Source organism: Sphingobacterium sp. 1.A.4, from assembly GCF_002734245.1.
Classification (GTDB): Bacteria; Bacteroidota; Bacteroidia; order Sphingobacteriales; family Sphingobacteriaceae; genus Sphingobacterium; species Sphingobacterium tenebrionis.
Genome location: NZ_PEAZ01000043.1, coordinates 38,842 through 57,023 on the forward strand (window position 1 = coordinate 38,842; position 18,182 = coordinate 57,023).

Consider the following 18,182-nt stretch of genomic DNA (forward strand, 5'->3'; position numbering starts at 1 on the left):
TAATCAACTAAAAATATAAACTATGAGAATCAACCTCCATAAATTCAAAAAAACAGGCGTTGCAGCCGTAGCATCCCTGTTGTTAATAAGTATGGCAGCAAAGCCGCCATCTTTTATTAAGGAAAGCTTTGTAAAAGCCGAGAAGCAGTATGAATTTCTGACGAAAGAAGCGGATGCAATCAAGTTATTTCCAAGAACGACCAATAAATCAGGTAAACTCGTGGGAACCAATGAATGGGATTGGACCGGTGGGTTTTTCCCAGGATCCCTATGGTTTTTATACCATCAATCTGGAAATGAACAGACAAAGAATGCTGCCATTCGATGGACTGAGGCGTTGGAAAAAGCAAAGGATTTTACCGTAAACCACGATATTGGTTTTGTGATGTATTGCTCCTATGGTAATGCCATCAAATACCTGAAAGATCCAGAAAAAGTTAAAACCTATAAAGATTTGATCATCTATTCGGCAAATACGGCTTTAAAACGTTATGACCCTAAGGTAGGCTTGATAAAATCCTGGGATTCTAAAGGTGGTTGGGACAAATCCAAACCTTGGAAATATCCTGTTATTATTGATAACATGATGAACCTGGAAATGCTTTGTTATGTATCCGATCTTACGGGAGATCCCAAATTCAGGCAAGTGGCGATCAGCCATGCCGATAAAACCATGAAGAACCATTTCAGGCCGGATTACAGCACCTATCATGTGGTGGATTATGACCTGTCTGGTAATGTGGTGCATAGACAAGCGAGCCAAGGCTATGCCGATAATTCCACTTGGGCACGAGGACAGGCATGGGCGATCTATGGCTTCACGATGATGTATAGAGAAACCAAAAAACCGGAATACCTGGAAACGGCGCAAAAGGCGGCTAAATTCTATATGAACCACCCAAACCTACCAAAGGATAAGATTCCGAACTGGGATTTCAATGCTGGACAGGAAGGATATACACCTGTAGTGGATTTTTCGAAACGGAACTTGAATTACATCCCTAGAGATGCTTCGGCAGCGGCTATTGTTGCTTCAGCTTTGATCGAACTGTCGACCTTCTCCAAAGGCAAGGATAAAAAAGCCTATTTGAACTTCGCCAAGGAAACATTGGAAACCCTTTCAAGGCCTGAATATTTTGCAGGATATGGTGAGAATGGTGGTTTTCTGTTGAAACACTGTGTAGGGAGTCTTCCCCACAACTCTGAGATCGATAGGCCATTGGTCTATGCCGATTATTATTTTCTGGAAGGCTTGACCAGATTAAAGGAATTGAAATAAAAAATGGAGGGAAAGACCTAAACCTATCTTCCCATCCAACCCCCATCCACTGTAAGGATGGCTCCATGAACATAATTGGATGCTGCAGATGCTAAAAATACAGCGGGACCTTTGAAATCTTCTGGGTCCCCCCATCTGCCGGCAGGGATGCGGTCTAATATCGAAGCCGATCGATCAGCATCGTTGCGTAAGGCCTCAGTATTGTCTGTTGCAATGTAGCCAGGCGCGATCGCATTGACATTGACCCCCTTGGATGCCCACTCATTCGCAAAAGCCTTGGTCATGGAGGCAATCGCACCTTTGGAAGCAGCATAGCCAGGCACATTGATTCCGCCTTGAAAAGATAATAGAGAAGCCGTAAAGATGATTTTACCAAATGAACGGGCAATCATTTCCTTCCCAATCTCTCGAGTAAGGATAAATTGTGCATTTTGATTGATCTCTATAATTTCATCCCAATATTCATCGGGATGTTCTGCAGCTGGTTTTCGGAGGATATTCCCCGCATTGTTGAAAAGAATGTCGATCTGTGGATGGTCTTGTTTTACCTCAGAAATAAACTGATAAAGGTTCGCTCGGTTTGAAAAGTCACATTGATACGCGAAAAACTTTCTTCCCAATTGCTGGATGGATTTTTCCACCTCAGAACCTTGGCGTTCCAGACTTGCAGAAACACCAATGATATCCGCTCCGGCTTCGGCCAATCCTTCGGCAATGGCCTTGCCAATCCCTCGCTTACAACCTGTTACCAAAGCGGTTTTTCCACTAAGATCGAATGTGTTTAATACCGACATATCGTTTATTTTACAGTGACTTTTATTGGTTTTTCAATTTTTTCTTTTTCGCTTTCTACTGCCTTTGCCCAAGCCTTTTCATCCGTAATTTTTCCTGCCCTGTTCCACGTGGCACCATTGTAATAAACAAAGGGACGATTATTTTTAGCCTTGCTTAACAGTAGAAACTGTTCTGGTCTATCGTTTATAAATTCTACCTTTTGGTCTGGAATGATGATGGCGACTCCTGTTCTTCCGCTCTTATTGATCTCAGGCTCCCAATAGGATAAACTACGGTTCCCTTTACCCAAAAGGAACAAAGGCTCTTTTTCCTTTCGTTTTGCCAAGCCGATTACAAAGGGCGTGTTAGCTGTACTTGCATTGTGCATGGATAATTCGATGCGATTGAAATGACTTCCTGCATCTAAACTGATCTGCTTTTGAAATCTTATCTGCTGGCCTTGGATATTTTCGGGTTCATATATTAGTAAAAAGGTACTTCTTAATGGACCATTGTCCAAAAGCTTAAAACTTCGATAATGTTTGCTGTAATGGATTTTCCCTTCTGGATAAAAAGCCATATCGCCCATACCCAAGGTCTGTCCTACCGAATAATAATCCAAGCCTTCGCCATGGTCTTTATGGTAATCCCCAGACTTATACCAGGCATCAATAATCAATTTATCTGTTCTTTTTGCCCAATAGTCCATGCCTTGCGCATCATCTGGTCTTCCTTCTAATGCTTTGCCATACATCCGAAAAGCAACCACATCGTTTTCCCAAGCAAAATCATCGTAGCGCTCAGGAACATAGCGAGCATAGGTTCTGGCTGGATAAACTTTCCCGCTCGTTCCACTAACTGAGAGCTTTACTTTTTCCTTCGCTTTTAGATCCACTAATATCAACACATTCTGTGGGGAAGATTGTCCTAGTTTTTCCAATTGATGGGGTAATTCATTTCCCTGTTCATCCCATATAGAAAAGACGGTATCTACTGAAAAGCTTGCCTTGAATTTCTCGAAAGGAATAGCGATCAATTCCTTTCTCACATGGGCAGAAGGATTTTGGACGATGATCTGTTTCTGTGCAAAGCTCGAAATAGAGCATGCGAGAAGAAAAAGGATTCCAAAAAGCGCTTTCATGATTATTTCAATTCCGTTATCGGACTTTTGTCCATATCGTCATAATCCAGGTTTTCACCTGCCATTCCCCAGATAAAGGTATAATTGCTGGTTCCCGCGCCGGCATGTATAGACCATGGTGGTGAAATAACCGCTTGGTCATTCCCCAACCAGATATGCCTGGTTTCATTTACAGGGCCCATAAAATGGGAGACCGCCTGTCCTTCGGGAATATCAAAATAAAAGTAAACCTCCATTCTTCGTTCGTGGGTATGTGCCGGCATGGTGTTCCATACGGAACCTACCTGCAATTCGGTCATCCCCATCTGCAGCTGGCAAGTTTCCAATACGGTATGCAATAACATCTGATTGATGATCCGATGGTTGGCCGTTTCTAAGCTTCCCAGTTCGATTTTGTTCGCCTGTTCCTTGGTTACTTTTTTTGTTGGATAGGACCTATGTGCTGGCGTAGAATTCAGGTAAAACTTGGCAGGCTTGGCCGCATTGTGGCTGCTGAAATAAACTTCTTGGGCTCCCTGTCCAATATAAAGCGCTTCTTTAAAACCCAATTCATAGGTTTCTCCATCTACCTCTACCTTTCCATCGCCGCCTACATTGATGATACCGATCTCTCTTCTGCTCAAGAAAAAGGGCTCTTTCAGTAGTTCATTGATCGTTTCCAATTTTACCCTTTCCTGAACGGGCATAGCACCGCCAGTCATATAGCGATCAAAATGGGAGTAAACAAAATGTACACGATCTTCCCAGAACAACTGCTCGATCAAGAAGTTTTCACGAAGTCCCTGGGTGTCCAAGGTTTTCGTTTCTTTAGGACCGATTGCGTATCTGCTTTCAAATGTAGTTTTCATATAAGACTTAATTTGTCAACAAGTTAACATTAGAAATGTGTTAATTGTTGCTTTTATTGCGAAATCGATTTCGAAATGTTCCGAAAACGTTCGCGTAATTAGGTCTTTTTTATTTGAACTTTTATTAGCAAATTGGATTTTATTATACAGGATGTTTTGCATTTACCTAAACATCACACCAATTACAAAACTAATGAACCATCAAAAAGCTGGAAAATACCGTTGGACCATATGCGCATTATTGTTTTTTGCTACTACCATTAACTATTTAGACCGACAAGTACTCTCCCTAACCTGGAAAGATTTTATAGCTCCCGAGTTCCATTGGACGAACAATGATTACGGATTGATCACGGCGTTATTCTCAATTTTTTATGCCGTCGGGATGCTTTTTGCGGGTCGATTTGTAGATTGGCTGGATACCAAAAAAGGCTTTATATGGGCAATTGCCATCTGGTCGGTGGGAGCTATCCTACATGCCTTTTGTGGGATTGCAACCTCGGGTATAATAGCAGGCGAATGGTTCGTAGGCTTCGAAGGAGCAAAAGAGGTGATTGCTGGCATTCATGATTTCTCCAGGGTAGTCAATGTCAGTGTGGTGCTCTTTATTTTTGTGCGCTTTGTCCTTGCCATTGGTGAGGCGGGAAACTTCCCCGCGGCGATCAAGACCACAGCGGAATATTTTCCGAAAAAAGATCGTGCCTTTGCAACCAGTATTTTCAACGCCGGTTCTACCATCGGAGCTTTGGCGGCTCCATTAAGTATTCCAGTTATTGCCAAATGGTATGGCTGGGAAATGTCCTTTATCATCATTGGTGCTTTAGGTTTTGTTTGGATGGGATTTTGGGTATTTATGTATGATAAACCCGAAGTACATCCGAAGGTGAATGAAGCAGAATTGGCCTATATCCAACAGGATGATATTCCCCCTGCAGAAAATGAACAGACAGTTCCTGTAACCCAAGGAAAAGTCTCCATCTTAAATTGTTTAAAACATCGCCAAACTTGGGCATTCGCTGTGGGTAAATTTATGACAGATGGTGTTTGGTGGTTCTACCTATTTTGGATGCCTGCCTATCTGAGCTCGGTGTATGGCATTAAATCTTCCGAATGGAGCGGTCAATTGGCTCTTTTTGTACTGTACAGCATTACCATGCTTTCCCTGATTGGAGGTTGGTTGCCATCCTTGTTCATTAATCGAGGCATGAATGCCTACGAAGGAAGGATGCGAGCGATGCTGATTTTTGCCTTCTTTCCTTTATTGGTTCTTCTTGCCCAGCCTTACGGACATTTGTCTTTTTGGGTGCCGACAATACTGATCGGTATAGGTGCCGCGGCGCATCAATCTTGGTCAGCTAATATTTTCTCCACAGTAGGGGATATGTTCCCTAAAAAAGCCATCGCTACGGTAACAGGAATTGGTGGTTTGGCAGGTGGATTGGGATCCTTCTTCATCAACATCTATTCTGGGAAATTATTCGATTATGCAGAAACGCATTGGAGCAAGGTAAATGGGGTGAACCTACTTGAAAAGTATCCGGAGATTGCCAATGTGGATAGCAGAAAAGCTTTCTTTGAAAAGTTTGATGTAGCAAATATCGACGAATTCCTAAAATATTTGACCAAACAAGGGGAAACTGTGGCTAATGGGATTGATAAAGGTTATATGCTCGTCTTTTCCTATTGTGCCGTTGCTTATCTCATCGCTTGGTTTATCATGAAATTATTGGTGCCTAAGATGAAGCAGGTTAAGCTTTAGTCGATTTCCTTTCGATAATCCGGCTTTCGAGCATTGTGGTGTTAAATGCCATTTCAAAGCGGTTTTTGGATACAATGGTTTCTATTAATTTGCTGACGCCGAGATATCCGATTTCAAAGGCCGGTTGTACAATGGTCGATAGGGATGGGTTTAAGGATTCTGCCATTTCGGTGTTGGCAAAACCAATCACAGCCACTTCCGAAGGAACTTGAAGGTTTAATTGGGAAAGGATTCCTAAACTGGCAACCGTAAGGGTATCCGTTGTGCCGAGGAGGCCTATGGGATGGTCCAATTCCTTTATTCTCCGCTCCAATAAAATACGCAGGTTTTTAATCAATTCCTCTCGGGTCTGTCCGTATTCCACCTGTATAATGTTGCTGGGATCCAAAGGGATATAATTCGCCAAAAGCGCTTTCTTATAACCAGCAATCCGATCCTTATTGATGCCTATGTTCTTACCACATAACAAAAGGATTTCCTTTCTACCCATATCGATCAAATGTTGGGTGGCATCATAGGCTCCCTTCTCACTGTTCACCCCGATTTTAAAGGTATCCAATTCAAAATCAATCCGATCTACCAATACGATGGGGAACTCCTGGTTATATTGTTTCAGGGTTTTGATATGGCTTTCTGCTGCTGGGGTAATGATGATCCCATCGATGTTTTGCTGCCGGAAAGTTTTTAGGGCATCCTGTTCCATCTTGGAATTCTCACGACTCTGCATGAAAACCAATTTGAAATTATTTTCATAGGCCGCCTGATGGGCCCCTTCCAATACCTGCGACTGAAAAGGATTGGATAGATAAGGGATTATGACACCTATGGTATTGCTTCTACCCATCTTCAGGCTCTTGGCCAATATATTCGGGCGATAATGGTATTTCTCCGCCATCGCTCGAACCCGAACCTTGGTTTCTTCACTGATTTCAAAACTATCATTCAAGGCTTTGGAAACAGTGGATACCGAAAGTTCCAGTTTTTTCGCCAGCTCCTTAAGGGTAATATTGCTCATAAGGATAAATATCGCTCTTTTTATCCAAAGATCTTGCGATATATCCTTTTTAATAGGGGTTTCTTCCGCTTCCTTTCCGCATAGGCGTCCCAATCCTGAGAATCCGTAGCATCACTTTTCCTTTTTACAAAAATGGAGTTATGACCATCCTTGAACGCAATGGCTTCTTCATCTGGGCGACCATTCGAATAATAATACAAGGCTAATGATTTTCGGCTGCGATCTGCCGGACAGGTTAATGGATTTGGATGCCCGTGATAGGAAATGGAAGTTGTGGAAAATATTGCGATGGAATTGAATACGGGCAAAAATCTATTCACACATTGGCTCATTTCCTTATCCCATAGTTCAAAATGTCCTCCATATTCCTCCTTCCAATCCTTATTCAGATAAACGATAAAGTTCACTCGGCGATCCAGATTATTTACCGGATGTTTATTAAAGTCGGCATGGACTTTTAATAATCCTCCTGGTTTGATCTCATGAAGACCGGCCCCAGAGAAATACGAATCACTGAATAGCTGTTCTTCAATCCCTGTAAGTTCATTGATGAACTTTAAAAAGGGTTCGGAGTTGAGGTAATGCATCAATGCTTTGGTCTTTTCGCCAAAAAGTGCTTCGCCTTGCCCTGCAAATTTCTTTTGCAAAGGATCGTTATACTCGATATTATCCCCTTTAGAGAGATCCGGAAATTCCGCTAAAACTTCTTCCAGTAATTCCGCATTGAAGAAATCGTGGATATGAATACTCGGAAAGGGTTTTGCAGATGCATATTCCTTTTTGCGCTTTTGGGCAAAAAGCAATAAGTCCTGGTTTTTTGAACTTAGGTAGGGAATCATACTGGCAGATGTGTGTTAGTGTGTAATATGTTAAATTGATTGTAAGTTTAATCAAAAACCATGATTACAGGAATATTTTCCTTACACGAAAAGCCATTAAAAATTCTTCTGTCGAATTATTACTACGTATTAATACCTTTGATCACTTTTACATAAGTGGTTCGATTGCAATTATTGCATTTATACCGACGTAGAGGAAGATAAAAGAGGAATGTCTTTACCCACCAAGGTCTTCGGACTCGTACATAGAGGTCTGCCTCTTGACAATATGGGCATAACAAGCCAGGGTGATGCTTGTCTGAATTTATCGGACTAATTATTTTCATTGTGTGTTGTGTGATCTACTGTAGGAACAGTATGTTATATGTTCTGATTATAAAAACGTATTAATAGCACCTTTTGTATGCCAAGACTTCTTTTTCTATTCATATCTGTTTATTGCTTTGAATGTGTAACTGGAAAATTGTTGAAAATTAAGGGATTAATATTAACTTACAGTAAACACTATTAGAACTTTCGGGTTTTATTGTAAATTGGCAACAAATTGATGTGTATGAAGAAGGCAGTTTATTTATTTTTGGCACTTTTTTTAATGGTCCAATTGGGATATGGACAGCGAAGATACCAACAGCACACGGGTTGGATATTTGGTCCTTCCATTGGGTATCAGTATCAAAGTGGCAGTTTTCTGAAAGCTTCTGCCTGGGGGCTTTTCGCAGCAAACCAAAGCCAATATGTAAAGATTGATGCCGGAGCTAATTTTACCTGGATGATGGATAAAACTACAGTGATCCCGGAATTAGGAGTTACTTATTATTTGAATAATGTTGCGGTATGGCCGTTTATAAAAGGGGAGATTACACCCCATACAGCTACGGCGAAGGCAGGAATCGGACTTTTTAATTTACTGGAGTTCTCCGCTGGTTATGGCTTTGATATCAACACAAAAAAGGATTTTAAGCCTATTGATGGCTTTACTTTTGGGGTAGGCGTGAATATCCCTTTAAATTTCCATCTCTATTAATCGATCCAGCTTTTAAAATCATTTACCCGCTCCCGACTTACAATTCCGTCATCGGTCTGAAACTTATGGAAGTAGATCTTCAACCGGGAATTACTATGAACAGCAATGTTCTTGATAGCATGGATATGAATGATCTGCCCTCGGTTAATTCTAAAAAATAATTTAGGATCCAAAACTTCTTCCACCCTGTCTAAGGGTTGATCCAACAAAAAATTATCTCCTTCCTTGGTAAACAGATAGGTGCCCTTGTTTTCAGCATATATACATTCGATGTCTTCCACAGGAACCAAGCGGATCTGTTGGCCGATCTTTACATTGAACCTGGTCTTGAACTGATCTTTCACAAGTAGTTGTTTGAGATCATGCAACATGTACTTATCAGCCCTGTTTTGGTTTTTCAGATATTTATCCACGGCAAAGGCCAATTCTTCTTCTACAATCGGCTTTAAGAGGTAATCAATGCTATTCAACTTGAAGGCTTTTAAAGCGTATTCATTGTAAGCCGTCGTAAAGATGATCTTGGAATCTACAGGGTGATTTTCCAGTATTTCAAATGAAAGACCATCAGAAAGCTGTATATCCATAAAAATAAGATCCGGTTCGGAATGGTTAGCAAACCATATTTTCCCTTGATGAACGGAATGGACCATATCGATATGCGAAAACCCCATGGTCTCTAACTTGCGTATCAGCGATCTTGCTGCGGGTTTTTCATCTTCGATGACCAATACTTGAATTTCGTTCAGGTTCATATAATAGGGATTTTGACTTTAAAATAGGTATCGGACTTCTCTATAATAACTTCCTCTTTACTTAACAGTGCATATCTGTCAACAATATTAGCCAAGCCTATCTTTGTGGATGGATTCGGTGAATTCTTCTCCTGAAGGTTATTCGATACCACTAATTTTGATCCTTCTTGATAGATGCTGATCGTCAATGGGTTCTCCTCAGAAATGCGGTTGTGCTGAATGCAGTTTTCTAATAGCAATTGCAGGCTCAAAGGAACGATTTCCTTGCTTTCGGCTTCGATAATTCCTTCTTGATAATTTATTCCATCTTCAAAACGTAGTTTTAAAAGAGAAATATAGCTGCGGGCAAAGGATAGTTCTTCTTGGATGCTTGTTAATTCTTTATCTTTTTGGGTGAGGATATAGCGGTAGATGCTTGATAGTGATTTGGTATAGGTTATGGCATTCTGTTTATCTTCTTCGATCAACCCGATCAATACATTCAAGCTATTGAACAAAAAATGCGGATCTATTTGGTTTTTTAGTGTTTCTAACTGTGCTGTTGCTTCCCCAGCAATGCTTTTCTGCTTTTTGATCTGTTTATTTTTATAGCTGGAGTAAAAGAACAAGCCATAAAATATAGAACCAATGATGATAAAGGTAAAGGTCGGAAAAAGGGCGAAATCCCATCTAAGTTCGGAAACATAGGCTTTTATCCCATCCAAACTCCTATCGGTGGATAAGAGAATGTTCATGCCTAAAATCACTATTGGAACGATTATAAAAGACAAGAGCAAGTAATAGAAATACCTTTTCCAGGCCAAATCTTCCGCTGGCATTGCCTTATGCAGGGAATAGGAAAGATAACTGCCTACTATTCCTAGACCAATCCCTCGAAGCAGTCCGGTTTGGGCACCCTTAGATTGGAAGAAAGCAATCTCCAATGTTCCATCATTGACCAAGTAAAACCCTGCAATAACCAACATCAGGACTATCGTGATCACTATGGAATATAAGACGGTCAGGAAAAAGTACTTCATAATTAATTTTTACAGGAAGCCAAAAGTGCCGCAGCGCGTTCCTTTCCCCAGGAAGGATAGAATTTTGTGGCGTTTTTTTCCTTATCGAATAAAGATACCGCTTTTTCCAATTGCTTACATTCCTCTTTCGTATCTCCGCCCATGTATTTTTTGGATTGCATGGAAAAGTCAGCCATTCCTGAAAGCGCTCTTGGGTTGTTGGGCTCTAAAGCTAAAGCTTTCTGATATTGTTCCATGATCTGCGGGCTCAAGGTCATTGCCGTTGCCATTGGGTCGATGGTCAGTTCGGAAGTTAATGCCAAGGCATTCAAGACATACCATTCGGCATTCAGGCTTTTTTCGTCTTTGGGGATCAGGGCTTTCGCCGCATCAATGGCTTTCAGTTTCTCCTCATTATTGGTCATCATAAAAGAATTCGTAATCCCCACCATGGCTTGGTAATATTTGGGGATCCAGTTATCCTTCTCAACCTGCGCAACTCGTTCAAAGGTCGCCATCGCTTCTTGGGATTTGCCCGCTTTCCAGCTTGCCAAACCTTCGGTCATCGCTTTTTCGTAAGGGGTCTGTGCCAAACCGGAAAGGCTCCATATTGTTAATAAACAAATCATTAATGTTTTCATGTCTTTTTGTTTTAGTGTTATTTACGATTAAAGTTCTATGATGCTGTCCTATATGTCAAGTCAAATCTGATGGATTGTTGATTTTTAGGGATGAACCGTTAAAGGTTCTCCAATTGATTGTCTTTTTTTTTGTTTTTACTGATGGTCCAGAAGAATCCCACAAACACAAAATGTTTTGCGGTAGGAACAACGGCCTTTCGCGCAAACTGACCATTGGCATCTGCATGGCTACGGTATTGATAACCGTAGATAGGTTCATTTCCAAGCACATTGGTCATGGAGAAGAAGAGGATTTTCTGTTGGGTCAACAGATAGGACCAACTAACGGATAGATCATTCTGCCCTTTGGTCATGGGCATTAGATCCGGTTCATTAGGGTTAAAATAGGTACGGCCAGAAGAGTAGGTATTGGTAATACTGGCCTGAGATCGAATGGAACTTATCCAATATTTGGCCACCAAAGAGAGTTGATGCTTGGCCACATAGGTAGGCTGTACCGCATGAGTAAAATTACGTTCCAATTTCTGCGCATCCGTTAGGGAATAAGACACCCAATATTGAAGAAATGGAATACTCTTACTGTCCCTCCAGAATATATCAATACCCTTTACCCTCCCAAATCCCTTGTTTTCAAAACGACTCTGGTATTGGGGAGTCTGGGTGTCATAAGTGATCAATTGGTCATAATCTTTGGAGTAGGCTTCCAACCGAAGTAATTGCCCCTTTCCGATATAGCTGTAATTGAGCACATAATGTGATGCGGAAGTCCAGGGGAGATCATTTTTGAACTTGGCAATCGCAGATGTCGCCCCCTGGTGATACCTGCCATAAGCAAAAGACGCCTGATGGTTGCGGTTGATCGCGTAGCCTATCGATGCTCTTGGCTCCAGAAATTGTTGCTCCGAAAAGGTCTGTATATAACGCAGCCCAACCCCCACTTGCAAGCCAGCAAAAAGGCGGTACTGCCCTTCTGAAAATGCAGCCAACTGCTTTCTTTCGTAGCCATAACTATACCTGGGTAGGCTTGGTTCTTGGAGGTTCTCCGCCAGTTTCTCATAAAGGAATTCCGTCCCGAACATCCATTGCCATTTGTTCCCCATGGATTTGCGCATTAGGGTTTTAACATGACTTCCCCATTGCTCCGTAGGTATTCCAAAACTGGAAAACTGAAGATCCTGTTTAAAATATCCAAGACCCAATCCCGATTCCCAAGTCCAATTGTTGGGTAGGTATTGTTGGAAACTGCTATTGAGATAGGCGTTGTGCGATCGGATAGCGGTTTTTATCCGCTCATCATACTCAATGCTGTAGTCCTCGAATTGAAAATCTTCGAAGGCATAATTGCCATACAGGTTAAAAAAAGACTGTTTTCCTTTCTTCCTCCAAATGGCTTCTCCGGATGCTTGTTGATAGGGTCTGATCCAGGTGATATCTTGCGGGATCAAGGACATATACGGATTCAGGTTGGTATAACTCCCATTGAAGCTTAAAGAGTTGTCCTTCCAACTTTGCGTATTGCTTAGGCCCAGGCCAACGGTGGAAAAAGAGAGTTCTGTTTTAGGTTCTGCCAACTCCAAGGCGGTACTCAGGTTTAAGATCCCGGAAAGTGCATTCCCAAATTCAGCACCATAGCCTCCGGTCGAGAAGTTGGTGCCCTTAAATAGAAACGGGGAAAACCTTCCCCGCACAGGAACACCATTGGCCGAGGAAGTATAGGGTTGAAAGACCTGAATACCATTTACAAAGGTTTGGGTTTCGGTAGGATCACCGCCTCTGACCATCAATCGGCCGTCCTCACCGGCGATCTGAGCTCCAGGAAGTTTCTGTAGCGCAGCGACAATATTCCCCATGCTTCCTGCGGTCGTCACAATATCCAGAGGCGATAAAACCGCATTGTATTTATTCCCCACCATGATCTGTCCGGCACGGATCTCGATGGCTTCAATTTCTTCAATAGGATAGAGGGTAACCTGAAGATCCAAGCTATCCTTTAACGCTATTTCCATCTCCAATTGGTTATATCCCGCTTTGCTAAAGATGATCTTCTGGTTACCAAGCGCAGAACTGCTAAACTGGAAATTTCCTAAACTATCACTGATGGTCCCATCGTAGGTTCCAGCAATAAATACATTGACATGCTGAACGGGGACTTTTTTGGGATTCTTGATCGTGCCTTGAACCTTAATTTCCAGAGCCATCAACAGGGTTGGAAATAAACAAAAGAAAAAGAATAATAATCGCATATTTGGTTTTTTTAGGAAAGTTAATTCCCTGTTACAGCTGTGAAAAATCTTTAGGGATGAACCGTTAGGATGTTCGGATGAACTGATGGATTTCCAGTTTGAAAGGATTTTGTATTTTTGGATATCATATTTCAATAAACATGACCTCTTTCCGAAAGCTGAACCAGCCTACAGGCCGAATTATTCACCAAGATGATGCCTCTTATCTGTTTTTTGGCGGTACGGCCTATCTAGGGCTGCTCCAAAACCCCGATTATATCGAATTATATAAGGATGGTATCGACAAGTACGGATTGAACAATGGTACTTCAAGAACCAATAATGTACAATTAGGGATCTATGAAGAAGTAGAGCAGGACTTGGCACAACGATTCGGATTTGAGGATGCTGCGGTACTTTCCAGTGGTTATTTAGCCGCACAGATTGCCGTAAAGGTTTTGAGCAAAGGCAGAAAAGTTTACTATGCCCCCGACTGCCATCCCTCGCTGTGGTTGGATGATGATCCAGGGGTAGCGGTAGGATTCGAGGATTGGTTGACCAACAGCATCGAGGAAATCAATGCCTCAGATGAAGAGGAGTTCGTCATGATTTCCAACAGCATGGATAATCTCACACCGAGATTAAACGACTTTTCCCCATTAAATCAACTTTCTAATAATAAGTATGTTACCTTGATATTGGATGATTCCCATGGCATCGGGGTACTTCGGAAAAACCAGGTTTCCACTCCTGTAGAAACCTATAAAGCAGAAAACCTGAACATCGTTGTTCTGGCCTCCTTGGCGAAGGGAATGGGGACGGATGCGGGGGTAGTGCTGGGCAATTCCGAGACCATTATAGCTATTAAAAAGCATCCCATTTTTTTGGGGTCATCACCTTCTGCCCCGGCGGCGTTGTATGCCCTTAAAAACGGGAAAGCCATTTATAACCACGCCTTCGACCAGATGCAGGGCAATGTTTCCCAATTGGAAGGCCTGGTCAAAGGGCTAAAATTAAGTCACATTCCCCATTTTCCCGTGTTCTCCACTCAAGCACCGGCGCTCTATAAACACCTTATTAATCACAAGATTGTTATATCAAGTTTTCCCTATCCGTTGGCGGACAGTCCCCTTTTAAATCGTATTATTGTGTCCGCCCTACATAGACCAGCCGATATAGAGTGGTTAGGGGAGGTTTTATCCAGAGAAAATATTTTAAAACTTTGATTGTCAATAAAATAATTGTAGCTTTGCAAGCCTTTTGGAATGTAATATTGGGGATTCATCTACTAATTCGTTGAATGATAACGATTTGGTTATTAAAAAAACGCAAAAATATTTTCATTACTCAATATAAAAAGATACTTTTGCAACCCCAAAAGGCCTATGAGGTACAGGGTTTAGATTAATTAGAGTAAAATAGATATGACTAAAGCAGAAATTATTGCAGAGATCTCTAACAAGACTGGGTTAGAGAAGGTTGATGTACAAGAGACCGTTGAAGCATTCTTCAAAGTAGTTAAAAGCGCCATGGTTGGTGGTGAAAATGTTTACGTAAGAGGCTTCGGTAGCTTTGTGGTAAAAAAGAGAGCAGAAAAAACAGCTCGTAACATCTCAAAAAATACAGCTATCATTATTCCTGAGCACTACGTGCCTAGCTTTAAACCTGCAAAAGTTTTTGTAGAAAAAGTGAAAAACGGAAATAAAAAATAATCATTTAACATGAAGAACACCAGACAAATACAGATCGTCGTAGCTTTAGTAGTAGTCATTATCATGGGCTTTCTATTGGTACGTCCTGTAAAAGGTTTGGTGACAAAAGAAGAAACAGCTGCAGCAGCTACTGAACAAGGCGCCGCTGCAGATGACTTTACCCTATCTAGCGTTTCGGAAGCCTCCAAACGCGGATTAAACCCAGCAATTGTTTCTGAAATTACTGACCTGGAGAAGAAAGCTGATAAAGCTTCTGGGGAAGAGAAAATTGCGATCTATCAGCAATTGGCCGATAAGTGGAATGATGTGGAAAAAGCTGTCCCTCAAGGATTCATCTATGAGGATATGGCTACCATTTCACCAAAATTCGACTATTGGTTGAAAGCAGGTAATGCTTACCGTAAAGGATATACGAATTTGCAGGATAGTGCTTTGGTTGTTGCGTTGAACAAACGTGCCATCACTGCCTTCCAAAAAGCAGTTGACCTGGACGGTAAAAATTTGGAAGCTAAAACAGGTCTTGGTGCTGCCATGGTCACAGGAACAAACAATCCTATGTCTGGTATCGCCCTTTTAAGAGAAGTGGTTGAAGCTGATCCAAAGAACATCGAGGCAAACAAAACTTTAGGTTTGTTTTCATTACAATCACGTCAGTTCGATCGTGCTATCGATCGTTTCAAAACAGTGGTTGAATTAAAACCTGATGCAGAGTCGTATTTTTACCTTGCAACAGGATATCAAAATATAGGGATGAAGAATGAGGCTATCGCTGCTTTTGAAAAAAGCAAGTCGCTGGCGGCTGACCCTTCTCTCTCGCAGTTCATCGATCGCGAGATCGAAAAACTCAAGAAGTAATTAACACATTCGTTTAAACATTTTAAAAAATTAAGCTATGCCAAGCGGAAAGAAAAGAAAAAGACACAAAATGGCTACTCACAAACGTAAAAAACGTTTAAGAAAAAATAGACACAAAAAGAAATAAGCATTTTTAGGGCTTAGGCCCTGTAAAATCATGTGTACAATCTATGATGAAAACACTCATCATAGATTGTTTTTTTCATAAACGGTTTTTAGGTTTAACCGGACAAAAACGTTGTAGAGCGAGTCTACAACCGTCCTTAATGAAGTAGCTGTTGGTAAAGGAATTAATTATCGATTCAGTCCCCGATAAGGGGGTGACTATTGCTTTACTACAGGACAAGCAACTTGTTGAGTTAAATCGAGAACAGGTCGGCAATAATTACGCGGTAGGAGATATTTACTTAGGGAGAGTAAAGAAAATCATGCCCGGATTGAATGCCGCTTTCGTAGATGTAGGTTACGAAAAGGATGCTTTTTTGCATTACCTCGATTTGGGACCTCAGGTTCAATCCTTGATCAAACTGACAAGGGTAGTAAAGAATGGCAGTTACCAAGAAAAACTGCTCAATAGTTTAAAGCTTGAAAAGGACATTGACAAATCAGGAAAAATTTCGGATATCTTAAGCCGGAACATGCTGTTGCCCGTACAGATTGCCAAAGAGCCAATCTCTACCAAAGGGCCAAGGCTGAGTTCTGACTTATCCATTGCTGGAAGGTTTGTTGTATTAGTACCTTTCTCAAGCTCGGTATCTATTTCCAAGAAAATCAAAGGAAGCACTGAACGTAATCGCCTAAAAAAGATTGTCGAAAGTATTAAACCGGCAAACTTTGGTGTAATAATCCGTACGGTGTCGGAAGGAAAGGGAGTTGATGAACTCCAAAAAGACCTTCTCGATCTGATCTCGAAATGGGAATTGTTTACCAAACGTCTTAAAACAGCCGAACCTCCACAAAAAGTGCTTGGAGAAATGGATCGCGCATCCACTATTTTACGCGATATCTTAACAGATGAATTCACCCATATTTATGTGAATGACCAGGACATCTATGAAGAGGTTAAATCCTATATTCAAGAGATCTCTCCAGACCTGGAAAAAATTGTAAAGCTCTATAAACATAAGGAGCCGATTTTTGACCATTACGGTGTTGAGAAGCAAATCAAGGCGTCCTTTGGCAAAACCGTCAACCTGCAAGGAGGTGCTTACCTGGTGGTAGAACACACAGAAGCCCTACACGTAATTGACGTGAACAGCGGAAACCGCATTGCCAACAAGGAAAATCAAGAAGATAACGCCCTCCTGGTGAACAAGGAAGCGGCTAAAGAAATTGCCCGTCAGCTTCGGTTGCGGGATATGGGTGGAATTGTAGTCATCGATTTTATCGATATGCACAAACCCAACAATCGGAAGGAACTGTATGGTTTCTTAAAAGAGTGCATGGCAACTGACCGCGCTCGACACACCATTCTCCCTCCTAGTAAATTTGGTTTAGTACAGATTACTAGGCAACGTGTCCGTCCTGAAATGAGCATTGTGACCAATGAAAAGTGTCCTGCTTGTGACGGAACGGGTGAAATTAGATCTAGCATCGTGTTGCTGGATGACATTGAAAACAATTTGAGCTTTATTTTGCAGGAGCAAAATGAAAAGGGTGTAACACTTTGTGTGCATCCTTACATTGCCGCCTACATTAAATCGGGTTTAATATCCCGCAGAATGAAGTGGTTTTTCAAATATGGTCGATGGATTAACGTGAAGGAAATGAGTTCGTATCATCTAACTGAATTCCACTTCTTTAATTCCAAAGACGAAGAAATAAAATTATAAAGGAAAAGCTGCATTGGAAAATGCAGCTTTTTTTTGTTTCATGTTTTATTTCATGGGTTTTCTATCCCCGTCATTGTGGGGGATGAGGGCCCTGTCATAGCTACGGCCGCGTCATTGCGAGGGTCGCGTCATTGCGAGGAACGAAGCAATCTTTCTTTCCATGTCATCCTGATTCCTTCCCATGTCATCCTTAGAATTAAAAATTTGAACTAAATTTATCGGAAGGTGATGACATTTAGTAACTTAGTTCATTGACCATTCTGCAGTTTGACCGGACTATCGTATAGTGCATCTTGCCTGTCCCTGAGCTTGGTTCCATAGATTGAGGCATTGGAGTTTGGTACATCTTTTAGATTGTCCGTATGGTAGCCTGCCGTTTATTTTTCCTCTATGGGCTTAATGGTTTCACATTTTAATTGATGTGCCATGAAAATCATTCACGATCATGCTGCGGGGATCGATATCGGTTCACGCAGAATCTTCATCTCCGT

16 protein-coding genes are annotated in these 18,182 nt (G+C 41.5%); 7 read left to right on the forward strand and 9 right to left on the reverse strand.

Annotated features, from left to right (window positions below):
* Positions 1–22 precede the first annotated feature (22 nt).
* On the forward strand, positions 23–1,279 hold the full coding sequence (locus CRJ00_RS06495) for a glycoside hydrolase family 88 protein (protein WP_099366059.1): 1,257 nt from the start codon (positions 23–25) through the stop codon (positions 1,277–1,279).
* 23 nt (positions 1,280–1,302) lie between these two features.
* Here the strand turns inward: CRJ00_RS06495 and CRJ00_RS06500 are convergent, their stop codons facing one another.
* The 3 genes from CRJ00_RS06500 to kduI are packed head-to-tail and all read right to left on the reverse strand — an operon-like array spanning position 1,303 to position 4,042.
* Positions 1,303–2,073: an SDR family oxidoreductase gene (locus CRJ00_RS06500; RefSeq protein WP_099366060.1), complete on the reverse strand. Its 771-nt coding sequence runs from the start codon at positions 2,071–2,073 to the stop codon at positions 1,303–1,305.
* Between the two features lie 5 nt (positions 2,074–2,078).
* Complete coding sequence (locus tag CRJ00_RS06505) at positions 2,079–3,194, reverse strand: DUF4861 family protein (protein WP_099366061.1); 1,116 nt, start codon at positions 3,192–3,194, stop codon at positions 2,079–2,081.
* Between the two features lie 2 nt (positions 3,195–3,196).
* Positions 3,197–4,042 carry a 5-dehydro-4-deoxy-D-glucuronate isomerase gene (gene kduI / locus CRJ00_RS06510; protein ID WP_099366062.1) on the reverse strand — a complete coding sequence of 282 codons (846 nt, stop codon included), beginning with the start codon at positions 4,040–4,042 and terminating at the stop codon, positions 3,197–3,199.
* Positions 4,043–4,235: 193 nt separating this feature from the next.
* On the opposite strand from kduI, the gene CRJ00_RS06515 reads away from it, so the two are divergent.
* The gene (locus CRJ00_RS06515) at positions 4,236–5,801 is read left to right on the forward strand and encodes an MFS transporter (protein WP_099366063.1); all 1,566 of its coding nucleotides are present in this window, start codon (positions 4,236–4,238) and stop codon (positions 5,799–5,801) included.
* On the opposite strand, the gene CRJ00_RS06520 is transcribed toward CRJ00_RS06515, so the two are convergent.
* Positions 5,791–6,816: a LacI family DNA-binding transcriptional regulator gene (locus CRJ00_RS06520; protein ID WP_099366064.1), complete on the reverse strand. Its 1,026-nt coding sequence runs from the start codon at positions 6,814–6,816 to the stop codon at positions 5,791–5,793. The genes CRJ00_RS06515 and CRJ00_RS06520 overlap by 11 nt on opposite strands.
* Before the next feature lie 20 nt (positions 6,817–6,836).
* A complete protein-coding gene (locus CRJ00_RS06525) occupies positions 6,837–7,655 on the reverse strand; it encodes a 2OG-Fe(II) oxygenase (RefSeq protein WP_099366065.1) in 819 nt (272 codons plus the stop codon).
* Between the two features lie 553 nt (positions 7,656–8,208).
* Here CRJ00_RS06525 and CRJ00_RS06530 point away from each other — a divergent pair.
* Positions 8,209–8,679, forward strand: coding sequence for a hypothetical protein (locus tag CRJ00_RS06530; RefSeq protein WP_099366066.1), 471 nt, complete (start codon positions 8,209–8,211; stop codon positions 8,677–8,679).
* Here the strand turns inward: CRJ00_RS06530 and CRJ00_RS06535 are convergent.
* The 4 genes from CRJ00_RS06535 to CRJ00_RS06550 form a co-directional block, all read right to left on the reverse strand.
* Positions 8,676–9,431 carry a LytR/AlgR family response regulator transcription factor gene (locus tag CRJ00_RS06535; protein WP_245153256.1) on the reverse strand — a complete coding sequence of 252 codons (756 nt, stop codon included), beginning with the start codon at positions 9,429–9,431 and terminating at the stop codon, positions 8,676–8,678. The two genes, CRJ00_RS06530 and CRJ00_RS06535, sit on opposite strands and share 4 nt — an antisense overlap.
* A complete protein-coding gene (locus tag CRJ00_RS06540) occupies positions 9,428–10,450 on the reverse strand; it encodes a sensor histidine kinase (protein ID WP_099366067.1) in 1,023 nt (340 codons plus the stop codon). Before CRJ00_RS06540 ends, CRJ00_RS06535 begins: the two co-directional genes overlap by 4 nt.
* 2 nt (positions 10,451–10,452) lie before the next feature.
* Positions 10,453–11,070, reverse strand: coding sequence for a hypothetical protein (locus CRJ00_RS06545; protein ID WP_099366068.1), 618 nt, complete (start codon positions 11,068–11,070; stop codon positions 10,453–10,455).
* A gap of 98 nt (positions 11,071–11,168) precedes the next feature.
* Complete coding sequence (locus CRJ00_RS06550) at positions 11,169–13,313, reverse strand: TonB-dependent receptor (RefSeq protein WP_134776076.1); 2,145 nt, start codon at positions 13,311–13,313, stop codon at positions 11,169–11,171.
* A gap of 140 nt (positions 13,314–13,453) precedes the next feature.
* Between CRJ00_RS06550 and CRJ00_RS06555 the strand changes: the two genes are divergently transcribed.
* The 4 genes from CRJ00_RS06555 (at position 13,454) to CRJ00_RS06570 (ending at position 17,691) form a co-directional block, all read left to right on the forward strand.
* Positions 13,454–14,518: a pyridoxal phosphate-dependent aminotransferase family protein gene (locus tag CRJ00_RS06555; RefSeq protein WP_099366070.1), complete on the forward strand. Its 1,065-nt coding sequence runs from the start codon at positions 13,454–13,456 to the stop codon at positions 14,516–14,518.
* A 198-nt stretch (positions 14,519–14,716) separates the two neighbouring features.
* Positions 14,717–15,004, forward strand: a complete 288-nt coding sequence (locus tag CRJ00_RS06560; protein WP_099366071.1) for an HU family DNA-binding protein — start codon at positions 14,717–14,719, stop codon at positions 15,002–15,004.
* Positions 15,005–15,013: 9 nt separating this feature from the next.
* Positions 15,014–15,859 carry a tetratricopeptide repeat protein gene (locus tag CRJ00_RS06565; protein WP_099366072.1) on the forward strand — a complete coding sequence of 282 codons (846 nt, stop codon included), beginning with the start codon at positions 15,014–15,016 and terminating at the stop codon, positions 15,857–15,859.
* Positions 15,860–16,137: 278 nt separating this feature from the next.
* Positions 16,138–17,691, forward strand: coding sequence for an Rne/Rng family ribonuclease (locus tag CRJ00_RS06570; RefSeq protein WP_099366073.1), 1,554 nt, complete (start codon positions 16,138–16,140; stop codon positions 17,689–17,691).
* The last annotated feature ends 491 nt before the right edge of the window (positions 17,692–18,182 follow it).